Below are 25577 nucleotides of genomic sequence, written 5' to 3'. Positions count from 1 at the left end.
CCAGGAAGAGCGAATGCTCAACCTGGCCTTTATAGTTAACAAAGGGCCACCCCGCAGGCAGCCCTCATAGATTTCGAATTATTTGGTTCTGCTCGTGCCTTGCCCGCCTTTTACCAGCTTCAAGGTCGCGACGATCAGAAAGCTAACGATTACAAGCAGCAGCCATGAGCTCACTTTCCCAAAATGAACGATTCGCCATGATCCGGTCTGATCCGGATATTCCCAAGCCCCGAAGAAAGTTGCGACGTTCTCGGCGAGCCAGATAAAGAATCCGATTAAAACGAATGAAGGCGCGAGCAGCATCCGGTATCTTGTCCCCCCAACCTCAAAGGTAACCCAAGTCCGCCAAAATACGATTATTACAAGTGCAGACAACCACCAGCGAGCATCGATCCAATAATGATGGGTAAAGAAGTTTAAATAAATCATGGCAGCTAATGTTACCACCACCGGAAAAGGCGGCCATCTAACCAATTCGACGTCCATCCGCCGCCAGGCTTGGCAGAGATAACTCGCAACACTCGCATACATAAAGCCGCTGTATAACGGAACGCCAAACACCTTCGTGTACCCTTCTCCGGGGTACGACCATGAACCCATATGCACCTTGAAGATTTCAAGTGCCAAACCTATCAAGTGAAACAAGGTAATAACCTTAACCTCATCGCGTGATTCAAGGCCGGAATGAACCATCCACCACTGCATCCCGAGGCAAATAAGCAGCAGCAAGTCATACCTCGGGAGCCATGGAATCTGGATAAGCTGTGTTAATGCCAGCGAAGCGAATATAACAACGGGAAACAGGCAAGACCATGCCTGCTCCCAGCCAAAACGAACAAGCTGCAGGAATGCCCTTCTCATTATTCATCCATTTGGTATTCCAGAACATCTCCGGGCTGACAATCCAAAGCTTTACAAATCGCCTCTAACGTGGAGATGCGAATCGCTTTCGCCTTTCCGTTCTTCAGAATAGAAAGATTCGCCATCGTAATTCCGACCCTTTCCGAAAGCTCCGTTACGCTCATTTTTCGCTTCGCCAACATTACGTCAATATTTATAATGATCGCCATATTATTCACCTCAGACCGTTAGGTCGTTTTCTGATTTAATAGCTATGGCATTGTTCAGCAGCTTCTGAAGAACAGCCGCGAAGACCGCAATCACCATCGAAGCAAATATAAATACCATCCCGATTACAATGACGCCGGGGGAGTCGTCTCTCTCCGCTAAGAGGTAAAAGAGGGGCATCCCCAGTACAAACAAGGCACTGATTGAGAATGCACAGTATTTGATCTTCTTCAAAGCAGTGACAGATAAATCCGAGAACGCTTGGTTCCTGTCAATATAGCACAAAAGTTTGAATGCTTGATACAGTGCAGTGTAAAAGGGAATCACCGTAGCATAGAGATCAATACAAACAAAATATTTGAGATAAGTATGATCCGGATACAGCTCTACAATATAGCTCGCGATCTCTGGAATGACAAAAATGCACAAAGCCAGAACCGGAATGCCGATCAGAAAAACAGTTATCTTCAAAAAAAGTGTTGAACCACGTTCCATGTCATGCACCTCATTTCCATTCTCTCAAGTTGAATTTAGCACAAAGTTTATCGTTTTGCAATAAATTTAAATCGTTAAACAAGTCATTTATGTTGTTTCAACTTTCACGGATTGGCCTCAATTCGTTTATTGTACATTGCCATTCCCAGCGGAACATGGCATTGTCAAAGGTATTGAACGGGCACTAATGGGGAGGGAATGAGGGACATGCTTTATAGAGAAATACCCGGTACAACGTTAAATGCCTCAGTCATCTGCATGGGTACAGGCGGCTTCGGCGGTGGAATGTCACGCGAGGATGCATATCTGCTCATCGATCTCTATCTAGAGCTTGGCGGCAACTTTATCGACACGGCACATTCGTATGATAACTGGCTTGGGATCGGAAGAAGCTTAACCGAAACCCGTCTTGGCGAATGGATGGAGGAACGAGGCAACCGCGATAAGCTTGTTCTAGCTACCAAAGGCGGTCATCCCGAAGAGGAAACACCGCATCAAGCAAGGCTTGGACGAGACGTTCTTCATCAGGAGATTGATGAAAGCTTGAAGCTGCTCCGAACCGACTATATCGACCTGTACTGGCTGCATCGCGATGAGCCAAGCAGGCCGGTCGAAGAAATTATGGAGACTCTTCACAGCCAAGTTCTAGCTGGTAAAATCCGTCATATTGGCTGCTCACATTGGACCGTGGAACGGATTAAACAAGCGCAGAGCTACGCGGCTGCCAATGGTCTAACGCCGTTTGTTGCCAATCAACCGTATTGGAATTTAGCTGGATACTATACAGGTTCTGCAAACGATGATCTTGAAGCAGACAGACGCTACTATGCGGAAAGCGGTTTAGCCGTTATCCCCTTCTCCTCTCAGGCGAACGGTTTCTTCAGCGGTAGATATGCGCGAGGGAAAGCAGCAGGTACGCATGCAAGTGCAGCCCATGTGGAGCGAAACTTCTTTAACGATCGCTGCTTCGACCTCCTGGATCGCGTACGGCAATTGGCAGGCGATCTCGGAACAACCGGCACGGTTATTGCTCTAGCTTATTTGACTTCGCAGCCATTCTCTGTTTTCCCGATTATCGGCTCAAAGACGCCGGACAATATGCGCGAGAGCTGCGCAGCCGGCGATCTCATCCTAACGCCCGAACAGCTTCACTTCCTTGAGAAGGGTTAACCGACGCGAATTTCTAACGAACCGTAGAGGCCTTAATCGGCTGAATTCCGAGGTTTCGAGAATCTAACGAACCGTGCAGGCCTTATTTCAGGATTATCGGCTCCCCTATACACGCAAAACAACAAATAAGGCCGCTGCGGTTCGTTAGAATTTTTTCGCTGCTGTTTTGGGGCAAATAAGGCCTCTACGGTTCGTTAGCGTATTCCGCCCCCAAAATGCAAAAAAGCAGCCGAACAATCTCGGCTGCTTCAATTCCTATAGTTTAGTGCGTAGCCTGCAACGAACCCTTCTCGCTCAGACCAAGCGCCTTCGCTGTGGAAAGTTGATGTTGACGGATCAACTCAGGGTTTTTCAACAGGGACACGCCATAAGAAGGAATCATTTCTTTGATCTTCGGCTCCCACTCTTTAACATGTTCAGGGAAGCATTTCTTAATGACTTCAAGCATAACGGAAACCGCAGTTGACGCACCAGGAGATGCACCAAGCAAGGCTGCAATGGAGCCGTCAGCGGCGCTAATAACTTCCGTACCAAATTGGAGTGTTCCTTTGCCGGCCGCAGTATCTTTAATAATTTGTACACGCTGACCCGCTACCAGTAATTCCCAATCCGCGCTGTTTGCATTCGGAACAAATTCCCGTAACGCTTCCATTCGTTTTTCTTTCGATAACATAACTTGCTTGATCAGGTAGGTGGTCAATGAAACGTTCTTCACGCCAGCTGCCATCATCGTAACGAGGTTATGTCCTTTAACGGAGGACGACAAGTCGAACATCGAACCGAATTTCAAGAACTTCGGCGAGAAGCCGGCAAACGGTCCGAAGAACAGCGACTCTTTCTTATCGATCACGCGTGTGTCCAAATGCGGAACCGACATTGGAGGCGCACCGACCGGAGCTTGTCCGTATACTTTGGCACGATGCTGCGCTACCACTTCCGGGTTCTGACAAACCATGAACAATCCGCTTACCGGGAAGCCGCCAATCCCTTTACCTTCTGGAATACCGGATTTCTGCAGCAAATGCAGACTTCCGCCGCCGCCGCCGATGAAGACGAACTTCGCCGTTTGACGCTCAACCGCGCCGTTCTCGACATTGCGCACTTTCAGTTCCCACGAGCCGTCTGACGCACGTTTGATATCATCAACATTATGGTTGAACTTGATATCAACGTTCTCACTCTTTAGGTGGTCAAACAAGATACGCGTCAAAGCGCCAAAGTTCACATCCGTACCCGATTCAATTCTTGTAGCCGCGATCGGTTGGTTCACATTCCGGTCTTTCATCATCAGCGGAATCCATTCCTTCAGCTTCGCTGGATCTTCGGAATATTCCATTCCGTCAAACAGTGGATTGTGTTCCAAAGCTTTAAACCGTTTCCTCAAAAAGTTGACATCTTGTTCCCCTTGAACAAAACTCATATGAGGCACCGGAACGATAAAGTCCTGTGGATTACGAATCAAGTTGCTGTTAACCAGATAAGACCAAAACTGTCTCGAAAGCTGGTATTCTTCATTCACTTTAATAGCTTTGCTAATATCTATGGACCCGTCCGGTTTCTCGGTAGTGTAGTTAAGCTCGCAAAGTGAGGAATGTCCTGTTCCTGCATTGTTCCATTCGTTTGAGCTTTCCTCGCCGGCAGTTCCGCGCCGCTCCAGCACGGTAATGTTCCAGTCCGGTACTAATTCTTTAAGCAGCGAACCTAAGGTAGCACTCATGATGCCGGCACCAATTAAGATAACGTCTGTTTTCGTTTGTCTGTTGCTCATGTTTACCGTCCTTCTACTCTACGATTTGCAGAAAGGATGTGAGCGTTCCTGCTAAAGCGCCACAGCAAGCCAGGGTAAAACCTTATCACACATCTTTTCCGGTCATTTTTCTCTCTCCTAGTGTATCACTATTATTTAGAGAATAAAATAATTGGGTTCAATAATCCTTTACAAATTCGTGTACCAATTGCACCTAACATATCCTTTATTCCACTATGCTTGCCGATAGCGGTAAAAACTAACAGGCCCCATACCTTTATTAGTTTAACCACTTCTTCCTAGCAAATAACAAAGCCAAATCCCGCCAAGCTCTAATCGTACTGCATCGTGACCGTGCCGGCAAAATCAGCTGCATTGTCTGCAGATACATGCAGCATCTTCACATCTAACGTTGAACGCGTCCCTGCGGCCGCGAGGAATTTATCCGCCTTAGCGAAGACGATTCGCCCAAGGAAGCCGAGTGCCTTCGTACGATAATGCATCGGAATCGCCACTGTCGCCTGCAATTGACGCATCACCTGCGCAGCCTCCGCTCCATCAAGCGTCATTCTTCCCCCAACGGGAATCATAAGGACATCCACTTTGCCGATTGCATTGACTTGCTCATCACTTAGCAGATGTCCCAAATCTCCGCAATGGCAGATCGTCAGACCATCCATTTCGAAGCGGAAAATAATATTAGGTCCTCTTTTCTTCCCTTCCACCTTATCGTGGAATGTCTTGAACCCGGTTATGCGCACATCGCCGCAGTTATATTCCTTTGGTTGATTCACAAGGATATAGTTGCCCGAGGCCGCCTCGATTTTATTATGATCGCCATGATTATGCGTGACTACAACGATATCCGATTCAATGGGGACCGGCATGCGGTAGCCAAGAAATTTATAATAAGGATCGATGAGAATCCTCGTTCCTGCTTCTGATGTCAGAAGAAATGAGGAATGACCGAACCATTTGATTTGCATAGGAGGAGCCCCTTTTTAATGGTATTGGATTGCATTCAAATCTTTATTCCCTTGCAGCTTCTTATACACGTTAAAATACACCCACACCGCATTGATCAAAAGGAGCGCACTGGTAACAATAAAGACGTAGCGGCTGCCGAACCAGGCTGCCACTTGCCCGCCAAGAACTGCCCCTCCAAATACGCCTAAGTAACCTGCCGACATCGCAAATCCAAACACCCTTCCCGTAATGGCTGTAGGTGTAATTTTCTTAATCAAAATGTTAACGGTAGGCGTTAGCCCGGCAGCCGTTAGCCCTAACAAGAATCGCAGAATCATTAACTGCCAAGGATTACTTGCGAAAGCTTGAGGGATGAATATGATCCCGGCCGCAACCAGAGAAAACAACATGACTTTATGTGCCCCGATGCGATCAGATAACTTCCCTAACCGTGGAGCCGCAAAAATATTGGCAAGCCCCGAGGCAGAGAAAGTGATCCCGGCAATGAGCGCGACATGACTGAGATTGCGGGTTAACTGGGTAATATAAACGGTAAGGATCGGTTCCACCGAATACAGGGCTACCGTTAAAACGAAGAAGGTCACGAACATCGTGATCGTCAAGCTTTTCTCCGGAATAAGAGCCCACACTTCTTTGGCACTCTTCACCTGTTTATCTTCGCGCTTGAAGGTTTCTTTGACGAATAAGGCCGTTGTTAGGAACGCGATAAACATCAATGCTCCTGTGATGAAGAATACATTTTGCATCCCGAAATTCTCCACCAGGAAGCCGCCGATCATAGGCCCAAGCAAAGAGCCCGCAATGCTGGCCGTCGACAGTGTGCCTAACGCATAACCGGCATGTTCTCGATTGGTCTGAGTAGCAATTAACGTCGTACACGCCGTGCCGTAACCGGTGATAATGCCTTGCAATAAACGGAGTCCAATTAATACATATACATTAGGCGCAAAGCCCATACAGAAAATCACAATCGCCATACCCAGACTCGCTCGCAGCAGCATCGGCTTCCGCCCGTATTTGTCTGCAGCTGCACCCCATATTGGCGAGAATATCGCGGAAATGATAAACGTAATGCCGAACGCAAGTCCGGAGAATTGAGCAATTTCGCTTGCATCATCGACGCCAAGATGCTTGATAAACAGCGGCAATACAGGCGCAATCTGACTCATGCCCACTCCCGTCACAAACATCCCGAACCAGCAAACAATCAAATTTCTTTTCCAAATTGGCATCGGATGCATCAACCCAACCATACGAAAAAAACGTATTTGCTCATCTGTTGAACACTTCCATTCTTTATGATAGCATGAAGCGGAGACCTCTCCATTTGATGTTAAACGGAGACCGCTCCGCTTGTCAAGACAGACCTATTTGAATTTCGGGAAGTGAACCTATCGATGCAAGACTCTCCTCTACCAACGCCTCCACCACGTTCCGAACGCCGCGATGCTGCCGAGAATCGTCAGCGCATCTTGGATGCAGCACTTCGCCTCTTCGATCAACATGGTGTAGAACAAGTCAGTATGAACCAAATTGCTACAGAAGCACAGATTGGTCCGGGCACGTTATACCGCCGGTATCGCAATAAAGGCGAGCTTTGCCACGATCTAATGAAAGAGAACATCATCCTTCTGTTCGATAGTATCGAAACGCACTTGCTGGATCATCGAACAGCCCCGCCGAGCGAACGTTTGCAAGGGCTGCTCAGCTTGTTCATTCGATTCAGGGAGAAGAAATCCCAGCTTCTTAAAGGGGTTGAGGACTCCGCTTCCACCAACCGGTTTAGATCGCGAACGCAAAGCCCTTTGTATGTAGAGCTGCATCAGCTGATCGTCGGGCTGCTCGACGAAATGACGGTTTCCGGTCAGCCGCAGCAGCCGAACAACGTGTTTAAAGCGGACATGCTCCTAATGGCGCTAAGCAGCGAATCCTACTCCTTTCAGCTCGAAGAACGCGGCTATTCATCGGAGCGGTTTCTGGAACAAATCTGCCTCACCTTCCTTCCGCAAACCTGAGCGCGAGCTCCCAGTAAAAAACGGCAGCCCTAGACGAGTGATCGTCTTGGACTGCCGTTTGGTGTACCGTATTGCAACATTTAATTTATCCATGCTCTGCCTTAGAAACTACCGACTATTCATTTGCTTCAAGAATTCCCGCATGAAGCCGGGGAGGTCCGGCCAAGCATGACCGGAAATGATATTGCCGTCTACGCAAAGGGTTTCTTTCGCATAAGTCGCGCCAAGCGACTCAACATCCGGACGACAGGCCGAGTAAGCCGTCATCGAGCGGCCTTCGAAGTAGCTGCGATTGTTAACGACCGCTAGAATAAGCGCCGCATGACAGATTGCGCCGACAGGCTTATCCGCTTCGAAGAAATGGCTGACGATACGAGGCACGTTATCGTCTAACCGAATATATTCAGGAGCTCTGCCGCCTGGGATAATAAGTCCGGCATATTCGGAAGGATCGACCTCGGAGAATGCAAGATGCGAATTCAGCTGATAACCCGGCTTCTCCGTGTACGTGTCCCAGCCTTCGAAATCATGGACGACCGTTCGCAGCGTCTTCACGCTTGGAGCCGCGATAACCGCTTCAAACCCTTCCTCCAATACGCGGAAATAAGGATAATACACTTCCAATGACTCAGCGGCATCACCTGTAAGGATTAGAATCTTCTTAGACAACTCGATCACGCTCCATGAACAAATTAGAACCCCTATTCATTGTCCATGAAGAGGAAATATCTGTAAAGGGACGTAAATTGCCCTATTTTGTCGAGGGCTTCTGCATGCTAATCATCGGTTCAGCGTTTTTTCCCTTTCAACAAGGGTTTGTTCATATCTCGCTATTTTATCATCCATGCGCTCCAGTACTCGCTTCATCTCTTCCATCTTGGCGAAGAGCTGCTCACGCTGCCTGATTAGAATTTCTTTTCTGGCATCTACGGTCTCATCGCCCTGTTGAAACAAACGAACATACTCCGTCAAAACATCAACCGGAAGGCCTACCCCTCGCATACATTTGATGTAATCCACCCACCTGCAATCTTCCTCGGTATAATCGCGGATGCCGCTTTTGTTTCGGTTCACCCGAGGGATAAGCCCAATGCGTTCGTAGTAGCGCAGTGTATCTTGGGATAGAGCGAACTTCTCGCTTACTTCTGCGATTAACATGCTATTTCCACCTCCTGCTTTCAGATCAAGAACGCCCCCTCATCGAACAGGGCGTCCTTATCGTTACAACTATTAGATTGCGCCTACCACACGGTGAGGAATATACGGCTCTTCCAGCGAAGCAATTTCTTCAGCTGTTAGTTTAATCGCAAGCGCAGCTGCCGGATCTTCGAGATGAGACAGTTTCGTAGCACCGATAATTGGCGCGGTTACCGGTTCTTTCTGCAATAACCAAGCTAACGCGACCTGTGCACGGGGAACGCCGCGCCGCGCTGCGATTGCCGCTACCCGTTCTACAATCAGTCGATCTGCATCAGCCGTTGCATCGTATTTCGATTTCTGAACCTGATCGGTTTCGGAGCGTTTGGTGGTCTCCGACCAGTCGCGCGTCAATCTTCCGGAAGCCAGCGGGCTGTATGGGATGACGCCAATCCCTTCTTCCTTGCAAAGCGGCAGCATCTCCCGCTCCTCTTCACGATAGAGCAGGTTCAGGTGATTCTGCATCGACACAAACCGGGTCCACCGATTCTTCTCCGCCACATGCAGCGCCTTTAGAAACTGCCATGCATACATCGCTGAAGCACCAATGTATCTGGCCTTCCCTGCCTTCACGACATCATGCAAGGCTTCCATCGTTTCCTCAATTGGCGTGTTGTAATCCCAGCGGTGTATTTGGTACAGATCCACATAATCGGTTCCCAATCGCCTAAGACTCTTATCGATTTCACTCATGATAGCCTTCCGTGAAAGTCCTGCGCCATTAGGCCCTTCATGCATGCGAAAATGCACCTTCGTCGCCAATACAATTTCGTCGCGATTCGCATAATCCTTAAGAGCCCGTCCAACAATCTCCTCGCTTGTGCCGTCCGCATATACATTCGCCGTATCAAAGAAATTGATGCCAAGCTCAAGCGCTCTCTTAATAATAGGACGACTGTTCTCTTCATCAAGAACCCATGGATGAATCCACCGCTCCGCAACACCAAAGCTCATACAACCCAGACAAAGCCGGGATACATCCAGGCCTGTATTTCCGAGTTTCACATATTCCATTAGATTGGTTCCTCGCTTTCCGTTCATTCGATTACGCTTCATAAGCCTCATTGGATAGTATCTCACTTGGAGTTAACTCCAAGTCAAGCCCACATCATTCGTCGTGGCATACACAACAGGCTGCCAATCAATTGGCAGCCTTCGTAAGAAAATATGATGCTTCAGAGGTCACTCTCAAGTACGGAATAGATTACTTCATTACACCATTTCTGATTGCAGAATCTTGTCTCCCGAAGTAAACCGTCCTTTATCATGCCGGCTCTAATCATGACTTGTTCGGAAAGCTCATTCTCCGCATTGGCGTAAGCGACTATACGATGAACATGAAGTTCGCTAAAAGCAAAACCGATGAGCGTTTTTGCCGCATCAGTTGCGTAGCCTTTTTTCCAATGATCTGGATGCAGTGCCCACCCCATCTCCCACTCCTTGATTTCAGCCCAGTTTAATCTAATTCTGACTCTGCCAATAGGACGCAAATCAAATTTATCACAGATTAGAAATGCATATACGACACGCGGATTGGCATCACGATCGGCCAGGATCGTTTGGAAATTTTTTATGATTTGGTCAAGGTCCGGACGTTGGCTTTCGTATTTGTAAGTATGGCTATGTTGTTCTAATTCACTGTAAAAAGTAAAATCGTCTGCCGTGTACTCTCTGAGCAACACTTTCTCGCCTGTGATCTCCATGATCATTCCTCCGGGTCCATCGCCGATTTAAGGTTTCCACTCCTTTAAACTGTAACATTATTACATATTTGTTGTCAGTGTTAGACCAAACTTTTCAGGTTTCTCACCGCTTTTGTTATAAAATAGAAGTGGAATGGGGTACGATATCAAAGCATAACGGAGGTCGATTGCATGCAAACGATTCGAAATCTATTCGCACATATGGATTGGGCAAACCGCCAACTGCTTGAAGCGCTGCGAGCCGCGCCGAAAGATGAAGCGAGCAAAGCAACGCTACTGTTTCTGCACGTACTCCAGGCGGAGCGCATCTGGCTGACTCGGCTGCGCGGCGAGAGCAGTGAAGGTATCATCCTGTGGGTGGAGGATGCGGATTCGCTCGACTGCGAAGCGCTGATCGAAGCGAACGGAAGCGGATACCAAGCTTGGCTAAGCGCCTTGCCCGAAGAGGAACTAGACAAGTCGGTTGCTTATCGCAGCCAAGCCGGAGCACCGTTTGAGACTTCGACTCGCGACATCTTGATCCATGTCGCCCTGCACGGTCAGTACCACCGCGGCCAAATCAACACGCTGCTCCGCCAGAGCGGGGCTGATCCGAAGGGTGTGGATTACATCCTATACGCGCGACTTGGCGGGGGATGATAGTTAAGAAGGGCTGCCGAGCGGCAGCCCTTCTTCTATGCTCAAAACATGAAATCGATGGCCATGCCGATCCATTTGTTCAAATCAAGAGGCCGATGCACAATCAAGCTCCCCCACAGGATGCAGCCGATTGTCGTAATCGCGACGAACAAACTCATTTCTTTTCGACCTATCGTATTGGCTTTCATAATAATTAACCCGGAAACTAGGAACGCGATATAGAGTAGAATCAGCCAGATCATATCGCCGCCTCCTTCGCACCTGCGCCGCGATTGCGAAGCCAAGCGGAGACAAGGAACAATAAAGGAAAACCGAATCCGAACGGAACGTAATAGATGAACAAATAGTCTTGGACCCATTCCGCATTCTCGACGATATTAGCGAAAAACAAAGCGTAGGCTGAGATGACCCATACGAGCGGGTAAGCAACGATAGCTCTGTTCTCGATTGCAAACAGCTGGCAGATCGCCGATACGGCGAAATAGAATAGCACGCTGAGCTTCAGGAACACGAGCAGAAGCGCGTTCACGGATATGATCGCTTCCAGATGCTCGATGAAATTAGAGAATTGCATTTCGCGGAAGATGATATAAATGGGGTACGACAGATGTGATCCACGGTAAACGCCGAGTATGCCGATCGTAAAGAAAATCCCCAGTGCAAGCTGGAAGCCCATAAAGGCGATTCCGCCCAAAAAGGCGGCATTGAGCCTTTTACGGACCAAAGGGAATGCCATCATGAAAACAACGGTCTCCATGAACGGAAAGCCGAGCGCGTATTTCGTCTCCGCTAGGGTCGGCCAGAATTCGAAAGCGCCCGGATAGTCAAAGTTTCTCCAGTCCCACTCTCTCAACATGACGGTAAACGGCGTCCAATAAGCGATGATCAGAATGGGGAGAATGACTACGCTCACCATAGAGATCGTATCGATTCCTTTGATCACCGCATAGGCGCATACAAGCAGAGCCAAGATGTTAAACACGCTAATCGGTGTTCTTGGCATCAGGTTAACCTGCATGTAGTCGCTCATGTTTCGTGTTACCCATGCCGCCATTTGAACGAAAAACACGATATAACACAGCGCTACGAAGCCTCCCACGTGCTTACCGAGCGCCTTTTGGGAGATTTGGACAAGGGATAGACCGGGATACCGGCTTGCCACGTACAGCCAGAACGCTCCGGCGGCAACGCCAAACAACGTGCTCCACAGTTGGACGAGCCATCCGAGCTGCCGCGCTGCAGAAATAAGTCCGACGGGCAGCAAGATGAACGACGTCCCCGCGACGAACGCGGCAGTCATTGCGAATAGTTGCCACCCGCCCAGTTGCAGATGTTTTTCCAATGCCATCTCTCTCCTTATTGGTAGGGCGTTCTCGTGTTGCCGAACACGGCCGCTTTGGAGCTCACTTCGAACGAAACATCGAAATCTCTCCACTTTCCGCGTCCTTGTTTCGTATCTCCGATTCCAAGCAGATCCCAGTTTTTCTCGCGCGCGAATCGGACGAATTCGTCCGACTGCTCCTTTAAGGTCCTATTAAAAGCCTGCTCGATTTCGTGTGAATTCTGAAGCGTGAGCGGTCTCATTTGTTGATTGTACAGAATCCGAAGGTTAGCGTGGATTGTAATATGGAGCCGCGACGGCCCCCATTTTCGTTTAACTTTGATATTCCTCGTCTCCAAATCCACGTGGACGCCGTTCACTTTGATGCTTTCCAAGCACCTGCGGGCATCGCCGTTCAGAACGTAATACATCTTTTTGGTGTTTTGATCGATCTCCCCCACCATTTTCGCTCGAATGAACACTGCGCCTTCAGAAATTTGAAACCCTGTTTCTGTCGCCTTTATGGTCTCTACTCGATCCGGTTGGGAAGCCGGACTACTTCCGTAGTAATGAAGGATCGGAATGATCGTCGGACGGCTCAAAGGAATCCCCTTCACGATATCTTCCAATTGAGTCAATTTTCTGGTCATGCCGAATGTACTCGCTTGCCAGTCCATCAACAACCGGAGATTTCGCCCTGGCACCCGGTCGAGCGGGGTGAAGTTTTCCATGACTTTCTGAATTGGCGCATCCGTTACGACGGCGTATACATTGGTTCGTCGCTCCGTATTCAGTTCCAAATAATTGATTAATTCGAGCAACCCCTCTCTCGCGATTCTTTCGGTGAACACATAGCATTGCATGTGGGCGGTGAAAAGCATCCGAGACATGATCGTGCCTGTTTTTTCGGTTAACAGGCCGGGGTTTTGTTCCGAGACTACATAGGTATAGACGGACGCTTGCGCAGGGCCGGATTGCCGGGGTGAGATACCGGTCGGATTGATGACTTGGTAATAAGCAGTTATACGTTTGGTTCTAGGATCCATGTCCGCAGCGGTCATATCCACCAAGGCCAGATGATTGATCTCTCTCATATCCCAGCAACCCGTGCACATTAGCAGCAGAGCGGCAACCTGTAACCATTTCATGATCATGAGCTCACCTTCTGGACTTTCCCTGTTGAAACATTTTCGAACGGCCCTTCAGAAGCGGCCTGGGAACCCGTACGAACGTATCCTTCCAATCGGGCAGGTACATGGGAGCAAATGGCGCGAAATACCGGACGCCGAACGAACGGAGGGAAGCAAGATGAGTCAGCAGAAAAAACACGCCGCACATGAGTCCGAACAGTCCCATCGTGCCGGCAAGGATCATGAAAGCAAATTGAATGATGCGCTGGGTGATACCAAAGCTGTACATGGGTGAGACGAAATTGGATATCGCGGTGATCGAGACGACGATGACCATGGCCGCCGAGACAATCCCCGCCTCCACTGCCGCCTGCCCAAGGACAAGCGCTCCGACGATGGAGATTGCCTGTCCGGCGATCCGCGGCATCCGCAGCCCCGCCTCCCGTAACACTTCGAACGTAACCATCATCAAGATCGCTTCAATGAAGGCCGGGAAAGGCACACCTTCCCGTTGAGCGGCCAAGTTGACCAAGAGTGGGTCAGGAAGCAATTCCTGATGATAGCTGACGACCGAAATATACAGCGCGGGAACGAATATGGCGAGAAAAAAGGCAACCAACCGAAGCCAGCGCAGCAGCGTCGCGATATCGGCGCGCTGATAATAGTCTTCCGGCGCGGAGAACAACTGGAAAAACGTCAGAGGGCCCGCTAACACGATCGGCGTACCGTCGGTCAAGACCGCTACTTGTCCTTCCAACAACTTCGCGGAGATAGCGTCCGGCCTTTCCGTTGCAATTAATTGCGGAAAAGGCGTGAGGGCTTTATCTTGAATCCATTCCTCGATATAGGCGCTCTCCAAAATGCTATCTGTATGAATCGCCTGTAGCCGCTTCCGGAATTCATCCACTATTTTCACCGAGGCTATGCCTCGCATATAGGCTAAACAAACCATCGTTTTCGTTTCCGTTCCGATAACCATGGATTCGAATACGAGTTTATCGCTTTTCACTCTCTTGCGGATAAGAGACAGGTTGCGGATCAAATCCTCCACGAACCCTTCTCGCGGCCCACGGATCGTCGATTCCGTACTGGGTTCTTCAACGCTGCGTTGTTCCCGCTTGCAGACATCCATCGCAAGTGCTTGATTACTCCCTGGGAGAAGAATGAGGCAATGTCCACCCAGAAGCGCTTCCACGCACTCATCCAGTCCGGCCGTTTCCTTCATTTGACCATGGGAAATGCTCATCTTTAACCAGGAAAAAGGCTCAATCTCGAGGTGTTCCGCATTTGTCGCCTGCGTAGCATGAAGGAGCGGACGAATAATCGCTTCGTCCACTTGATTTTGATCAGCTAAGGAAGTAAGAAAAAGGCAGGATACCTCGAACCCCGCCTTTGTCTGCAGATGGCGGCGTACAACATCCGGAGAGACTCCCAGCCGTTCCGTTATCCGATCCGCAAGATCCTGATTTTGCTCCGTCATGGAAACGTTCCCCTCCTGCAATTACTCCAGTCAGGTTGTCCAGAAAGTGGGATATTCATTCCTTATTATGGAGAGACAGCGTTCTGTCGTGCGGCAGGGTCAATCCTTACATAATTAACCGTTTTAAGATGCAATAGGCCACCAATATGAATTGGTGGCCTTATTTCTATAGCTATTTCTGAATCATAACAGTAAATCCAGTTGACCCTTTGGTGAAATCGGATTCCTGGCAGAATCCGATTTTTTCATATAGATGTATCGCTCGTTTATTAAACGTTGCCACTGTTAGTCGTTTTGGGAGACTTCCGTAGGTTTTCTCTATAGAGCCAAGCACAGAGGTGAGAAAAGACGTTCCATTTCCCTGCCCCGTATACTCAGGTCTCATTCCTAATCCAATGTCTATAAAATCAGGTGAATACGTATAGCTATCATTTGGAACTTGTGCAGCGATTCCTATACAAAAGAATCCGACTAATGCTGTGTTACTATCATATACAGCAAAATAGGAGCCTGATAGAAATTCCTTTAACGACTCAGAACTTAGTACGTTGTTGTAATAATCATAGGGTTGCTCATACTTCCAACCTAATATATTTCCAGCGGCATCTGCACTCATTCGCCAGTGTAAAGCATTAAGATGTCCTCCTTTGAGGCAAAAAAGCGCTGTCCATACGTTGCTGTTCGCAATCCGCGAAAAGCTAACGAACCGGACAGGCCTTATTCGGCCGGATTTCTCGCCTCCGAGAATCTAACGAACCGTAGAGGCGTTATTACCTCAAAATTCACTCCAATTTCCCCACAAACCGCCGAATAGTGCCTCTACGGTTCGTTAGAATTTTTTTGGAGCTGTTTTGAGGCAAATAAGCGCCGTACGGTTCGTTAGAACTTCATCGCAGTTGGTAGCTATAGTAATCCTGCGCATGCACCACTTTGAATCCGACCGATTCATACAACCTTAGAGCGTGTTCATTCTTCGTTTCGACTTCTAAGTGTACCGAGTAGCCGGCTGCGCTTTGCTCTTTAACGACTAGGCGCAATACTTTGCTGCCTATCCCTTTACCTTGATGTTCAGGTAGGATAGCAAATCCATAAATCCATGCTTGCTCCTCTTCGCGGCTCACCCGGATCTTGCCTACCGTGTCTTCGTTCACGTCAATCATGAACACATCGGTGTTCCCCGCATAAACGTGACTCTCCATCGCTCGGGCATCTGCTTCTTCATCTCCGAACGCCAGAACGGATATGCGTACACGCAGTTCGTAATCTTCCGGCATCGCTGGCCTCAGAATAATGCCGTCCGTTTCGCCAAGAGGCTTTTCTCGCCACTCCATTTGATGCTCGGAGAATGCATACTCTGCGCCTTGTTTCCTCAAGAAAGCTTTTGCCGTATCTGATCCCGCAGGCGCGTTCAGCAAAACTCTCTTGAATCCGTTCTGCTCGACCTTCTCCATCGCTTGCCGGAACAAGCGCTGGAAATGCCCCTTCCGTCGTTCACTGGGTTTCACCATGCCGCATACTTCGACCGTTGACCCAAAAGCATACAAACCTACAAATGCTACAAGCTGTTCATTTTCATAATGAAACAAGTCGAGTTGGTCAGAATCGCGTTCTCTAAGCATTTCCCAGTTGAGCTTCAACTGGACATGATCATAAGCTTCACACTCGATTTGCAATTGTTCGATAGCTAGTATTTGCCCAGTCGTTAACATGTTTTCTCCTTTGTCCGTCCGTAGATTTGCTCCATATTACTTATTCAAGTTTAGAAGAAACTCGCGAGTCGATTGATAGGCATCGTTCCATCCCATTTTCGCATAGAAACGAAGTCCATCCATGCCTTTAAAATAATACGCGCCGATCAATCTCTCCTTGAAATCCGGTATCATAATTCCGGCCTGCTCTTGATAAGCTTGATAAGCTTGAATCACTTCAAGACCCGCCATATGTCTATCAAGTATCGCGAGATCTACGAGAAAGTCGCCGTATGCGCAGTTACCGTCAATGATGCCGGTGATACGCTTACCGTCCGATAAAATATTCCATTGGTGAAAATCCCCATGAATAAAATGCCGGTGCGGCTCATTGTAGGTCGAATAGCCCATCAAACGGCTATAGCACTCATCGAACACATCTTTCTCCAAGCAAGTCGTTTGAAAAAGGTCATACCAATTCTCCCAGAAGTTCCCCGTTTGATCCTCCGCGAATACATCGACCAGATAATCCTTCCACGTATGAAAGGTACCATCGCCCGTAGGTTTGATCCACCCATAGCCGCTTGTTGAGCCCAGCTCGACATGGTTAATTCGGGTCAGGAGCTGTATCAGCTCCGGAAGCTGGTTCAACTGCTGCTCCCCGGAACAATCCGCGAAATTGCCGCCTTCGATTCGCTCTATGATCACGTATCCCAGATGCCCTACCTTCCCTTGTCCAAGAAACCGCGGGAACGGTATTCCTTGACTAGATAGCAGGTTTGAAATATAGCGATCCGTTTCGTACGCCCCTGCCATGTCACTGAATTTAATGACATGTCCCCTTCCTTCATGCATGAAGGAGTAAACACTGCTCAGGTTGCCGCCAGTCATTGGCGTTATCTCCGCCGCCCCTGATCCCAGATGAGCTCTCAATACTTCCTCTATATCGGCGAGAGCTAGAGTTGGCTTTTCGTATGCGGTCACGTTAGAACCTCCTCTGGCTGCGCTGGTTTGTCAGCGACTATGATCTCAACATTTCCTTTGAGGTTGATTCCTTTGGTTACTTTCAATATAAGCATTAATGGGATATATAAGAGGAGTGACAGCATGATGCCAAAGATAAACATAAAAATCGGCGGAAAAATAAGGGCAAATACCTTTTCTTGTATACCCGACAACTGTTGACCATTGAATGTCGCGTTCAACTTACCGCCTAGCAAACCAATAATAAAAAACAACAAACCTAGCATGGTTCCAAAAGAAACTGCAATATAACTATTCCATTTGATGAACGAACCAAACCGAAGTCGAGTTATTTTAAATGTCTCACTATTCACATATTAGCCCCCAGCTGTTTAGATAAAAGGCAGCAAATCACTCCGATCTGCTGCCTCTCTCTTCTACGTTCTTTATCTTTTAATCTGCTCCAAAATAGTAGGGTCCTTCAGCTTACGGTCCTCAGCAAGCAGCAGGACCTTCGACATAATTTCCGCTGTCCGCGGATCTTCGTCGACGAAGGGCAAGAAGATCCTGCCGCGATGCTGCGCGTGCACCGGTAAGATGTGCAAACTTCCGCCGGCCATTTGATGCACCATACCGCTGCCCAGATGAACGGTATATTCGCCTAAGGCTCCTTGGATATGCACATGAGAGCCCTTGATCACTACATTGTCCAGCTTCAGAATCGGAACAAGCTCGCGTACCATCGCTGCCCGCATCTCCACGGTGGATAGGCTTGCCTCCGGATCAACGCCGCCGACATGAGCCACACTGACAACCAGATCAACGTCGCGCATCACCTCGGAGAAGATCACCTTCGGAATATCAACCAACTGCATCGGTTCGCCTGTTTTGCGCTTATAGAAAGCTACCGTTTCAATTGTCGGCGCTTCTACCTCGGCCGGCGAGAACCAGTCTGCCAAGGCATACAGGGTCACCACGATGTTTTGCTTATGATACACCTTCTGCAATCCCTCTTCGTAGCTCGCCGTCCACTGACGGGATTTCAGCAGCGAAGCTGCTTTTCTAGGTTGAATCTGGTGCCCATCATAACGTCTGGAACGAACCCCTTCCAGCAATTCATCGGCATTCGGGCGGTACAGCTCCCGGAACACTTGCTTGAAGGGCTGTACGATTTGCTGCTCAATGACAACCTTCTGATACGCCGCCCACGCTCCGCTCTCGTACAAATGAACCGGATGCGCGATCAGCACTTCCTCTGCCGCATCCAATGGAATGACGTTCCCGCTAATGTCCCGCAATTTCCCTTGTTCGAAGAATCCAATCGCATTCGCGGACTTAAACAACAAGTCCTTTAACAGTGGCTCGATCACTTTGTTGGTTTGAATGAGGCTCAGCTCTTCAGCGGTGAACGCCTCTTCCAGCACCATCGCTCTCTCCAGTGCGGCTCGCGCGCGTTTATGCTGATCCCTCAATGAGGTTTGCAATTCTTTCAAGCCTGCCAGCGTTTCATCATGCTTCAGCTTGGATGGCATCGTCTTCACCGGCTTGCCATCCTTCGTAATGGATACCGAGGCTTTGCCCCTCTCATCCATGACCAGGCAAACCTGCCATTCTTGTACCGTAACCGGCTCGAAGCTGGCCGCAATTTGCTTGAATTTCTCCGCTTCCACATTCCACGTCATGCGGATCACATCGGAATATCCGGCGTTACGGGCCAAATTGTCCAGCGCAATGTTCACCGCCTTCGACTCGCTGTCTCGCCGCAGTGCGCCGAACTGCTTGCTCTCTTTGGCAAATTGCTGCAGGACTTCATACCGGTGAATAAGCTCGGCCTTCCGATTATCGTTGGCGAACGGAATCAAGCCGTAGCAGAGCACATGATTCTTGTTTCGTTTGCTCGAAAGCTCGCTCTCAATGGCTTCCGCATTCAACCTGCCGAGCACGGCATCGCAAAATAACTGAGACCGCTTATGGTTCGCACCATCTGCAATATATTTGGCGCTGTCATAGACCAGCTGAAAGCGTTGTTCCCCAATGGTCTCGTAGGCTTCGAAGAACCAGTTAATATCGAAGGCCCCTTCATTAAAATCAATCGCCGAGATCGGCGAATACCGCGCAACCATCGTTTCTTTATCCGTAGAGAAATGCTGGTTCACATGCGCATGGAAATACCAGCAAGCAGAAGCCAGTCCATCCCAGCCTAAGTAATCGGTGATAATTTCCACCCATTGCGGGGCATACATGGCCGCCTCGATCAGTCTAATCTCTGAAATATCGCGGCCTTCCAGCAGTCCTCTTAATGTATTGGCGTCGTCGTCCGGCTTCGGATAGCAGCACTTCAGCAGATGGCTGATCATATCCTTCTTCGTTTGCCCGCCTCCCCAAGCATAGAAATACCCGCGTGCCAGCTTCTCCTTATTCCCCAAACTGAGCAAGCAGCCGACAAAATACTGCATGCCCTCGTATTTGTTAATACGCTGGGCCAGAAAGCTAACCGCTGTGTCACTGTCCCCGCGCTGCAGCTCGATTTCGACAATCCGCTCCACTGCCAATCTGCCGATTAGCTCCGCTTGCGGATACAGAAGCAGCTGTTCGCGCTGATGGCGATGCTCATTCGTAATCGTGTTGATATGATCAGGGCTGCTCTGCCTGCCGAGCAGTTCCTTATACAATTCATTGGTCGTAATGAAGCCGGACTCATACGCCTTGGCAAAAGAAGGTAACCCCACTACGTGACGATCCGATTGTTCATCCAAACGTTCATAATGGTACAGCAGCGCAAACCCCGCCCGGAACATATCCTCTTCGTCGTTATAAACCCCGGCCATTTCGGAATACCAGAACGAGACTTCCTCTGTCGTCATGATTTCCGTGAATCTCAGTACCTGTGAGCGGTATGGCTGCTGAATCTCCAAGCTTGGATGCTGCTTGACGAACTCACTTTGTTGATCGATCAGAATACCTTCATATATCGCAAGCGACGCATTGTGTGTCAGTACGAATCGCTCCCGCGGATCACACTCATTGAACATGGCTTTCAGGAGGCTATAGATGAGGCGCTCATACTGCATGTCCCCGAGCCACTTCGCTACCGCACTGATAACGGATGGCGAAAGCATCTGATAGACATGCGAGATTTGAAAATGGGACGAAAAATCGCTGAGCGACATCCCGTATCTTCTTGAACAGACATCGTAATAGAAGAGCAGCTCAAGAATGCGCTTCGTATCGAGCCCCTTGTCCTGGGCGAAGCTGCGCCACACGTCTGCCAATGGATAATCATTCAATACGGCAGGCCCCTTATTATGCGAGTTTACCAGAGCACGCATGCCCCATTGTTGTGTGCCAAGTACGATTTTGCCGCGGCTGCCGTCATACTCCTCAATCTCGTATTCATAATCCCGATACTCGTGGATGAGGTCACGCCAGCTTTCCAGCAGATCTTGAATTTCCTTGGCACTTGATGTCAAGATGTCCTGAAGCGAGGCACCCGGCCATGGCTTTAGCTCAGGCAGCTGTTGGAGCTGCTGCGGGTCAAAGAGTCCATAACCATTCTCCGGACTATATTCCACCTCAACCGTCCCCGTAATCCGCTCGATCAGAACAAGCTCCCTCGAAGAGCGCTTAATCACATCCTTGTCCTTCAACAGCGCGACGCATTGCTCGTAAACAGGCAGCCTCTTCTCGTCTTCCTTCAGGTTCAGAACCATATCGAGTCCGCCTAAGCGCTTGTCCTCTTTCTTATCCGACAGCAGACGCTCGATCGTTCCTTTCAGCTGTTCCGGCTCCTGCTTGAGCAGCAATTGAATAACCGCTTTACGAAGATCACCTGCTTTGTACTGCAGCAATTCTTCCACCCAGCTATATTCCTCATCGCTTAGCTGTAAGAGCTCCACGCTTCGCTGCGCTGCCTGGCGAACTTCCGACCCTTTGTCGCCTAACGCCTCAATCAACGCTTGGCGCTGCTTCTCGCTTTGCGGTCTCTCAAGGCAAATATGAACGAGCGTGGAACGTGTATCCACATTCATTTTGTCCCGGTAATCGAGCATGACATCGAACATTTCTTGATCACTGTGAATATAAGCCACGATTAACATGAGTGCGCATATCTGATCGGCTGACACCGTCCGGCTAAAGGACAGAGCACAGTTTGAATAGGTCATTTCTTTCTTCGGCATACGAACCAGGATGTGCTGCAATTGACCAAACATCGTTCTATCCGTGACGACATACTGTTGAAAATCCTCTGGCCCCAGCTGTCGGTGGTTTAAATTGTAGCTTGAGACATCACTGAACAAATTGGGCAGCACCCAAGCAAGGACTTCCAGATCCGTGCTGTCCAAGAAGGCAGCGGCGATCTGGTGTTGGAATGCAGCAAACTGAGTCTGAGCTAAGAATTGCAGGGCAGTAATTTGCTTGTATTTGGAGCCGGATTCCCTTAACGCTATGATTTTCGCTTCGGTATCCATCAATTCATTAACGGCAGTAGCCCATAGTCCGACGTACAGCAGCTGGCTGTCCTCGCTTTCCAGGCATTCGAGAAGGGAAGCCTCGTTCGTCAAACAATCGTAAGCGGCTTTTAGACATTTCTTAATGACCGCCGGCTTTTGCGCTTCCAGTGCCAAGCCTGTCCACACATCAAACGCACGAATGATGGATGAGAACCGGCTTAACTCATGCTCGATAATGATGCCCAGGATGTAGATAAACCCTTCTCTGCTGGCTTCGTCCATACATTCCGTAATCGTCTGGCGCAAACCCTCCTGCAGCTTGGCGGCCAGCAGCAATTCCCCAATGATGGCATGTGCTTCCGGATTGCGGCTCATGAGCATTCCTTTGATGATGTTGCGGGTAACGACAGCCGTGTTATTCTCGCTGTAAATGACTTCTTTCAACTGCTGGAGTAGTGCGCCATTTCCCTCATCAATCTCCAAAGCAATATAGTTATGCAAATACGGATAGTCGGCTGTCTCCGATTCAACTCCTACAACTTCAAGCTGCGCGGTAGAATATCCCATCGCAACAAAACGCAGCGCATACCCTAACCGATCCAAATTCGACTCGAGGTATACCCCCGAAGCGCGATTCGTCCGGAATGATCGCCTGAGATAACCCATCGAGAACGGATACAGACTGCACCGGTCCCATATTTTCTTGAACGCTGCCGCGAGTGGATCACCCAGCAGAAAACGCAGCACCTCAAATTGATCCCCTGAGAACACATCCGTAACTTGGGTGTGCGTCTCTGACAGCAAGGCTTGTCTCAGCTTGGTGTACTTATCGAATGAAACATATTCACTTCTATAACAATCCATGATGACGGTTGCCATCTCCCGCTGGGCAGCGGGTAGACTATTCAAATTATCCATTTTCCGAGCAAAATATTGCTTTATATTCTCCAACCGATCTTTGGTCCACTGCATCATTCCCACTCCCCTTCATTACCACATTCGCCCAGCAAGCATCGTCAATCGTATAAACATAATTCGGTCGGTGCCTTGCAGCTGAATAGGTTCATCCAGCTTCTCTATCTCACGCTCATTAATAAATACTTTATAGAGACCGTCCTTGTAGCTGAGACAAGCATTGTCTACAGCCTGAACGAAGTCTTGCTGATTTGGGTTATACCTCGCACCGAATCCCACTTTACCGGACTCCAGTTGATCCGCAATTTGTTCCTCCGTCAACGCGGTCAGCACCTTCGACTGAACAGCGTCACCACTGTTATACCGCTGCACTTCGAGCGTAACGATCTGTGTAATCAGCTCTTCCAGCGTTGTCGGCAGGTGAGGTAATTGCATGGCCATTTCACCAAGGATTGGCTTACGTTTACCGATTTGCTTGACCATAATGAGTATTTGCATCACATTGCCCCAATCTGATTATTCGTTATAATAGGCCTTCTATTTATTTCGAAGCGTTCGGATTAATTCCCTCCCATGACCACTATGAACTACTCCAGATGCCCGAATTTCCGCCATTTGCCCCGTGATGATCGGCCTCAGAATCATAGCTCTATCTTGCAATTAGGTGCATACTCCTGCCCCGGTCTAGTGCCAATCACCTGATTTCACCGATGTTCCGTTTCGAGACGAATAAGTATAGTAAGATATAGGAAATGAAAGAGATTCTGAACACGAAAGGAAGTATGCACTTTGAACAAAGACGCGAAAGGAAGCGATTTTCAACCCAGAGCCGCTCGTAAGCGGAAGAAAAGCACGGTGCTAATTCTCCAGGCAACAGCCGGCATCCTATTGATTAGCGGAATTCTGTATAGCATTTATGCAGCTCAATCCGGCTCCAAACCGAAGCAAGCCGCGACAGGGAATGATCCTGTGGGCATTCAAGTGATTAAGGATGGGGACACGACTACCAAGACTGACGGCGGCAAGGTTGTTCATCAGTTAGCGCCTGCTCCCGGGAAATCATCTAACTCGACTACAACGACTACGAAACCCGAAACTTCAGTCAAAGGTGATCAAGAAGCTGCTGTGAAGACAGCTGCCACACCGGATAAATCGACCGCTTCGAAGCCCGAGATTAAGGTTGTCCAAGCTAGTAAACCGGCTAGTAAGCCTTCATCAAGCTCAACTTCCAAGCCTGCAAAATACCCGATGACCTATGTTCTCAAAGAAGGGGACACGCTTTCCTCTATATCGATGAAATTCTATCATTCGAAGCAGTACGTCGCCCGCTTGGCGGAATATAACCATATTGTGTTTATCAATGATATGGTCGCAGGGGATACCATCAAGATTCCAGCGTTATCTTCGACTGCCGGATCCACGGCTGTTAAGCCGCAGAACATGGACTACTCCAAGGTCACACTACCGGCAACCTATTTGGTCCGTACCGGCGATACCTTGTCTAATATTTCACTGCAATTCTATCAAACGAAGAAATATGTAGCGTTGATTGCGAAGCAAAACAAGCTCGATCCTAACAAGAATCTGATCGCGGGAAGCTCGTTGCTCATTCCGGCCATACCGGTCGTGAAGCCGCTTGCCACTCATACGGTGCAGCAGGGAGAGACGCTCACAAGCATCTCGCGGAAACACTACGGTTCCACCAAGTACGCCATAAACATCGCACAGACCAACCATCTGGCAAATAACGACGATATCAAAGCCGGCGATGTGTTGAAAATTCCTTATCTTAAAGCTTAAATCCGAGGGGCTGCCATTTACATGGGCAGTCCTTAACTTTGCCCCAAGAGCAGGATCACTCGTCGTAATCTTCATCCGAATCCTCGAACAACTCATCCAGAACCGTCTTTCTATTCTCTAGAAACCGCCTTGTAAGGATGTAATGCAGCGTATCCTCATACCTGATTTCCTCAATGGGATGTACATCGAAGTTCACGATCTGCGCATCCGGATAACCGAGTAGAATCGGGGAGTGCGTCGCGATAATGAACTGAGCATCCTCCTCCAAATCCTTAATGACCCGCATCAAAGCCAGCTGCCTTGCAGGCGATAACGCTGCCTCCGGCTCATCGAGCAGATAGATCGCCTTCTTGCCAAACCGATGCTGGAACAGCGACAAGAACGCTTCACCATGTGACTGCTTATGCAAAGAACGACCTCCGTAAGGACCGAAACTATCCGGCATCGAATCGATGTGAGAGGCGAATTGATAGAACGTTTCTGCTCGCAGGAAGAAGCCGTTCGTAATCTTCGGCATCCACGACAGTCGAATATGTTCCCCAAGAATAGAATGCGAGGCATCCACATCATAGTTGTTGTTCCGTCCACCACCGGCCGTGTTAAATCCACATTGAAACGCGATCGCTTCCAGAAGCGTGGATTTCCCCGAACCGTTTTCCCCTACGAGAAAGGTCACGTTTGTCCGGAAAGACAATGACTTCAAATACCGCAATGCAGGTATCGAGAACGGATAACGCTTCGAATCTGTTTCTTCATTCCTAATCAGTTCGAGACTGCGCAGATACATTGACTTCAACTCCAATACCAT

25 protein-coding genes are annotated in these 25577 nt (G+C 48.9%); 4 read left to right on the top strand and 21 right to left on the bottom strand.

Annotation, left to right across the window (positions count from 1 at the left end; translation table 11 throughout):
• Positions 1-78: 78 nt before the first annotated feature.
• Genes AC6ESO_RS26900 through AC6ESO_RS26890 form a run of 3 tightly spaced genes read right to left on the bottom strand, consistent with a single transcriptional unit; the run spans position 79 to position 1563 of the window.
• The gene (locus tag AC6ESO_RS26900; RefSeq protein WP_497094084.1) at positions 79-861 is read right to left on the bottom strand and encodes a DUF817 domain-containing protein; all 783 of its coding nucleotides are present in this window, start codon (positions 859-861) and stop codon (positions 79-81) included.
• Positions 861-1070, bottom strand: coding sequence for a helix-turn-helix domain-containing protein (locus AC6ESO_RS26895; RefSeq protein WP_497094083.1), 210 nt, complete (start codon positions 1068-1070; stop codon positions 861-863). The genes AC6ESO_RS26900 and AC6ESO_RS26895 overlap by 1 nt, the downstream gene beginning before the upstream one ends.
• 10 nt (positions 1071-1080) lie before the next feature.
• Positions 1081-1563: a DUF2975 domain-containing protein gene (locus tag AC6ESO_RS26890; RefSeq protein WP_497094082.1), complete on the bottom strand. Its 483-nt coding sequence runs from the start codon at positions 1561-1563 to the stop codon at positions 1081-1083.
• Between the two features lie 207 nt (positions 1564-1770).
• Between AC6ESO_RS26890 and AC6ESO_RS26885 the strand changes: the two genes are divergently transcribed.
• Positions 1771-2733: an aldo/keto reductase gene (locus AC6ESO_RS26885; protein WP_497094081.1), complete on the top strand. Its 963-nt coding sequence runs from the start codon at positions 1771-1773 to the stop codon at positions 2731-2733.
• Between the two features lie 262 nt (positions 2734-2995).
• Here the strand turns inward: AC6ESO_RS26885 and AC6ESO_RS26880 are convergent, their stop codons facing one another.
• The 3 genes from AC6ESO_RS26880 to AC6ESO_RS26870 form a co-directional block, all read right to left on the bottom strand.
• Entirely contained in the window at positions 2996-4501 is a 1506-nt protein-coding gene (locus AC6ESO_RS26880; protein ID WP_494817870.1) for a malate:quinone oxidoreductase, read from the bottom strand.
• A gap of 311 nt (positions 4502-4812) precedes the next feature.
• On the bottom strand, positions 4813-5466 hold the full coding sequence (locus tag AC6ESO_RS26875; protein WP_497094080.1) for an MBL fold metallo-hydrolase: 654 nt from the start codon (positions 5464-5466) through the stop codon (positions 4813-4815).
• A gap of 15 nt (positions 5467-5481) precedes the next feature.
• Positions 5482-6699, bottom strand: coding sequence for a multidrug efflux MFS transporter (locus AC6ESO_RS26870; protein ID WP_497094079.1), 1218 nt, complete (start codon positions 6697-6699; stop codon positions 5482-5484).
• A 165-nt stretch (positions 6700-6864) separates the two neighbouring features.
• Here AC6ESO_RS26870 and AC6ESO_RS26865 point away from each other — a divergent pair, with 165 nt between their 5' ends.
• Positions 6865-7482 carry a TetR/AcrR family transcriptional regulator gene (locus AC6ESO_RS26865; RefSeq protein WP_497094078.1) on the top strand — a complete coding sequence of 206 codons (618 nt, stop codon included), beginning with the start codon at positions 6865-6867 and terminating at the stop codon, positions 7480-7482.
• A gap of 108 nt (positions 7483-7590) precedes the next feature.
• Here the strand turns inward: AC6ESO_RS26865 and AC6ESO_RS26860 are convergent, their stop codons facing one another.
• The 4 genes from AC6ESO_RS26860 to AC6ESO_RS26845 form a co-directional block, all read right to left on the bottom strand.
• Complete coding sequence (locus AC6ESO_RS26860; protein WP_497094077.1) at positions 7591-8151, bottom strand: DJ-1/PfpI family protein; 561 nt, start codon at positions 8149-8151, stop codon at positions 7591-7593.
• 111 nt (positions 8152-8262) lie between these two features.
• Entirely contained in the window at positions 8263-8640 is a 378-nt protein-coding gene (locus tag AC6ESO_RS26855) for a MerR family transcriptional regulator (protein WP_497094076.1), read from the bottom strand.
• A gap of 72 nt (positions 8641-8712) precedes the next feature.
• Entirely contained in the window at positions 8713-9693 is a 981-nt protein-coding gene (locus AC6ESO_RS26850; RefSeq protein WP_497094075.1) for an aldo/keto reductase, read from the bottom strand.
• 161 nt (positions 9694-9854) lie between these two features.
• A complete protein-coding gene (locus tag AC6ESO_RS26845; protein ID WP_497094074.1) occupies positions 9855-10382 on the bottom strand; it encodes a GNAT family N-acetyltransferase in 528 nt (175 codons plus the stop codon).
• 171 nt (positions 10383-10553) lie between these two features.
• Between AC6ESO_RS26845 and AC6ESO_RS26840 the strand changes: the two genes are divergently transcribed.
• A complete protein-coding gene (locus AC6ESO_RS26840) occupies positions 10554-11021 on the top strand; it encodes a DinB family protein (protein WP_497094073.1) in 468 nt (155 codons plus the stop codon).
• Positions 11022-11062: 41 nt separating this feature from the next.
• Here AC6ESO_RS26840 and AC6ESO_RS26835 read toward each other — a convergent pair whose 3' ends face one another.
• The 10 genes from AC6ESO_RS26835 to AC6ESO_RS26790 all read right to left on the bottom strand — a co-directional run bounded on the left by AC6ESO_RS26835 (position 11063) and on the right by AC6ESO_RS26790 (position 23467).
• Positions 11063-11263: a hypothetical protein gene (locus AC6ESO_RS26835; protein ID WP_497094072.1), complete on the bottom strand. Its 201-nt coding sequence runs from the start codon at positions 11261-11263 to the stop codon at positions 11063-11065.
• A complete protein-coding gene (locus tag AC6ESO_RS26830; RefSeq protein WP_497094071.1) occupies positions 11260-12363 on the bottom strand; it encodes a GerAB/ArcD/ProY family transporter in 1104 nt (367 codons plus the stop codon). The genes AC6ESO_RS26835 and AC6ESO_RS26830 overlap by 4 nt, the downstream gene beginning before the upstream one ends.
• Before the next feature lie 14 nt (positions 12364-12377).
• Positions 12378-13490 carry a Ger(x)C family spore germination protein gene (locus AC6ESO_RS26825; protein WP_497094070.1) on the bottom strand — a complete coding sequence of 371 codons (1113 nt, stop codon included), beginning with the start codon at positions 13488-13490 and terminating at the stop codon, positions 12378-12380.
• 10 nt (positions 13491-13500) lie between these two features.
• A complete protein-coding gene (locus AC6ESO_RS26820; protein WP_497094069.1) occupies positions 13501-14952 on the bottom strand; it encodes a spore germination protein in 1452 nt (483 codons plus the stop codon).
• 172 nt (positions 14953-15124) lie between these two features.
• Positions 15125-15568 carry a GNAT family N-acetyltransferase gene (locus tag AC6ESO_RS26815; RefSeq protein WP_497094068.1) on the bottom strand — a complete coding sequence of 148 codons (444 nt, stop codon included), beginning with the start codon at positions 15566-15568 and terminating at the stop codon, positions 15125-15127.
• A gap of 271 nt (positions 15569-15839) precedes the next feature.
• On the bottom strand, positions 15840-16661 hold the full coding sequence (locus tag AC6ESO_RS26810) for a GNAT family N-acetyltransferase (RefSeq protein WP_497094067.1): 822 nt from the start codon (positions 16659-16661) through the stop codon (positions 15840-15842).
• A 36-nt stretch (positions 16662-16697) separates the two neighbouring features.
• Positions 16698-17624, bottom strand: a complete 927-nt coding sequence (locus AC6ESO_RS26805; protein WP_497094066.1) for a phosphotransferase family protein — start codon at positions 17622-17624, stop codon at positions 16698-16700.
• Positions 17621-17977 (bottom strand): hypothetical protein, encoded by a 357-nt coding sequence (locus AC6ESO_RS26800; protein WP_497094065.1) that lies wholly within the window; start codon positions 17975-17977, stop codon positions 17621-17623. Before AC6ESO_RS26800 ends, AC6ESO_RS26805 begins: the two co-directional genes overlap by 4 nt.
• Positions 17978-18049: 72 nt before the next feature.
• On the bottom strand, positions 18050-23029 hold the full coding sequence (locus AC6ESO_RS26795; protein WP_497094064.1) for a DUF4132 domain-containing protein: 4980 nt from the start codon (positions 23027-23029) through the stop codon (positions 18050-18052).
• A gap of 15 nt (positions 23030-23044) precedes the next feature.
• Positions 23045-23467 (bottom strand): hypothetical protein, encoded by a 423-nt coding sequence (locus AC6ESO_RS26790; RefSeq protein WP_497094063.1) that lies wholly within the window; start codon positions 23465-23467, stop codon positions 23045-23047.
• Between the two features lie 291 nt (positions 23468-23758).
• Between AC6ESO_RS26790 and AC6ESO_RS26785 the strand changes: the two genes are divergently transcribed.
• Positions 23759-24769, top strand: coding sequence for a LysM peptidoglycan-binding domain-containing protein (locus AC6ESO_RS26785; RefSeq protein WP_497094062.1), 1011 nt, complete (start codon positions 23759-23761; stop codon positions 24767-24769).
• A 55-nt stretch (positions 24770-24824) separates the two neighbouring features.
• On the opposite strand, the gene AC6ESO_RS26780 is transcribed toward AC6ESO_RS26785, so the two are convergent.
• Entirely contained in the window at positions 24825-25556 is a 732-nt protein-coding gene (locus tag AC6ESO_RS26780; RefSeq protein ID WP_497094061.1) for an AAA family ATPase, read from the bottom strand.
• Positions 25557-25577: the final 21 nt, after the last annotated feature.

The organism is Paenibacillus rhizoryzae, from assembly GCF_059686995.1.
This window is presented reverse-complemented; position numbering and strand designations above follow the sequence as displayed.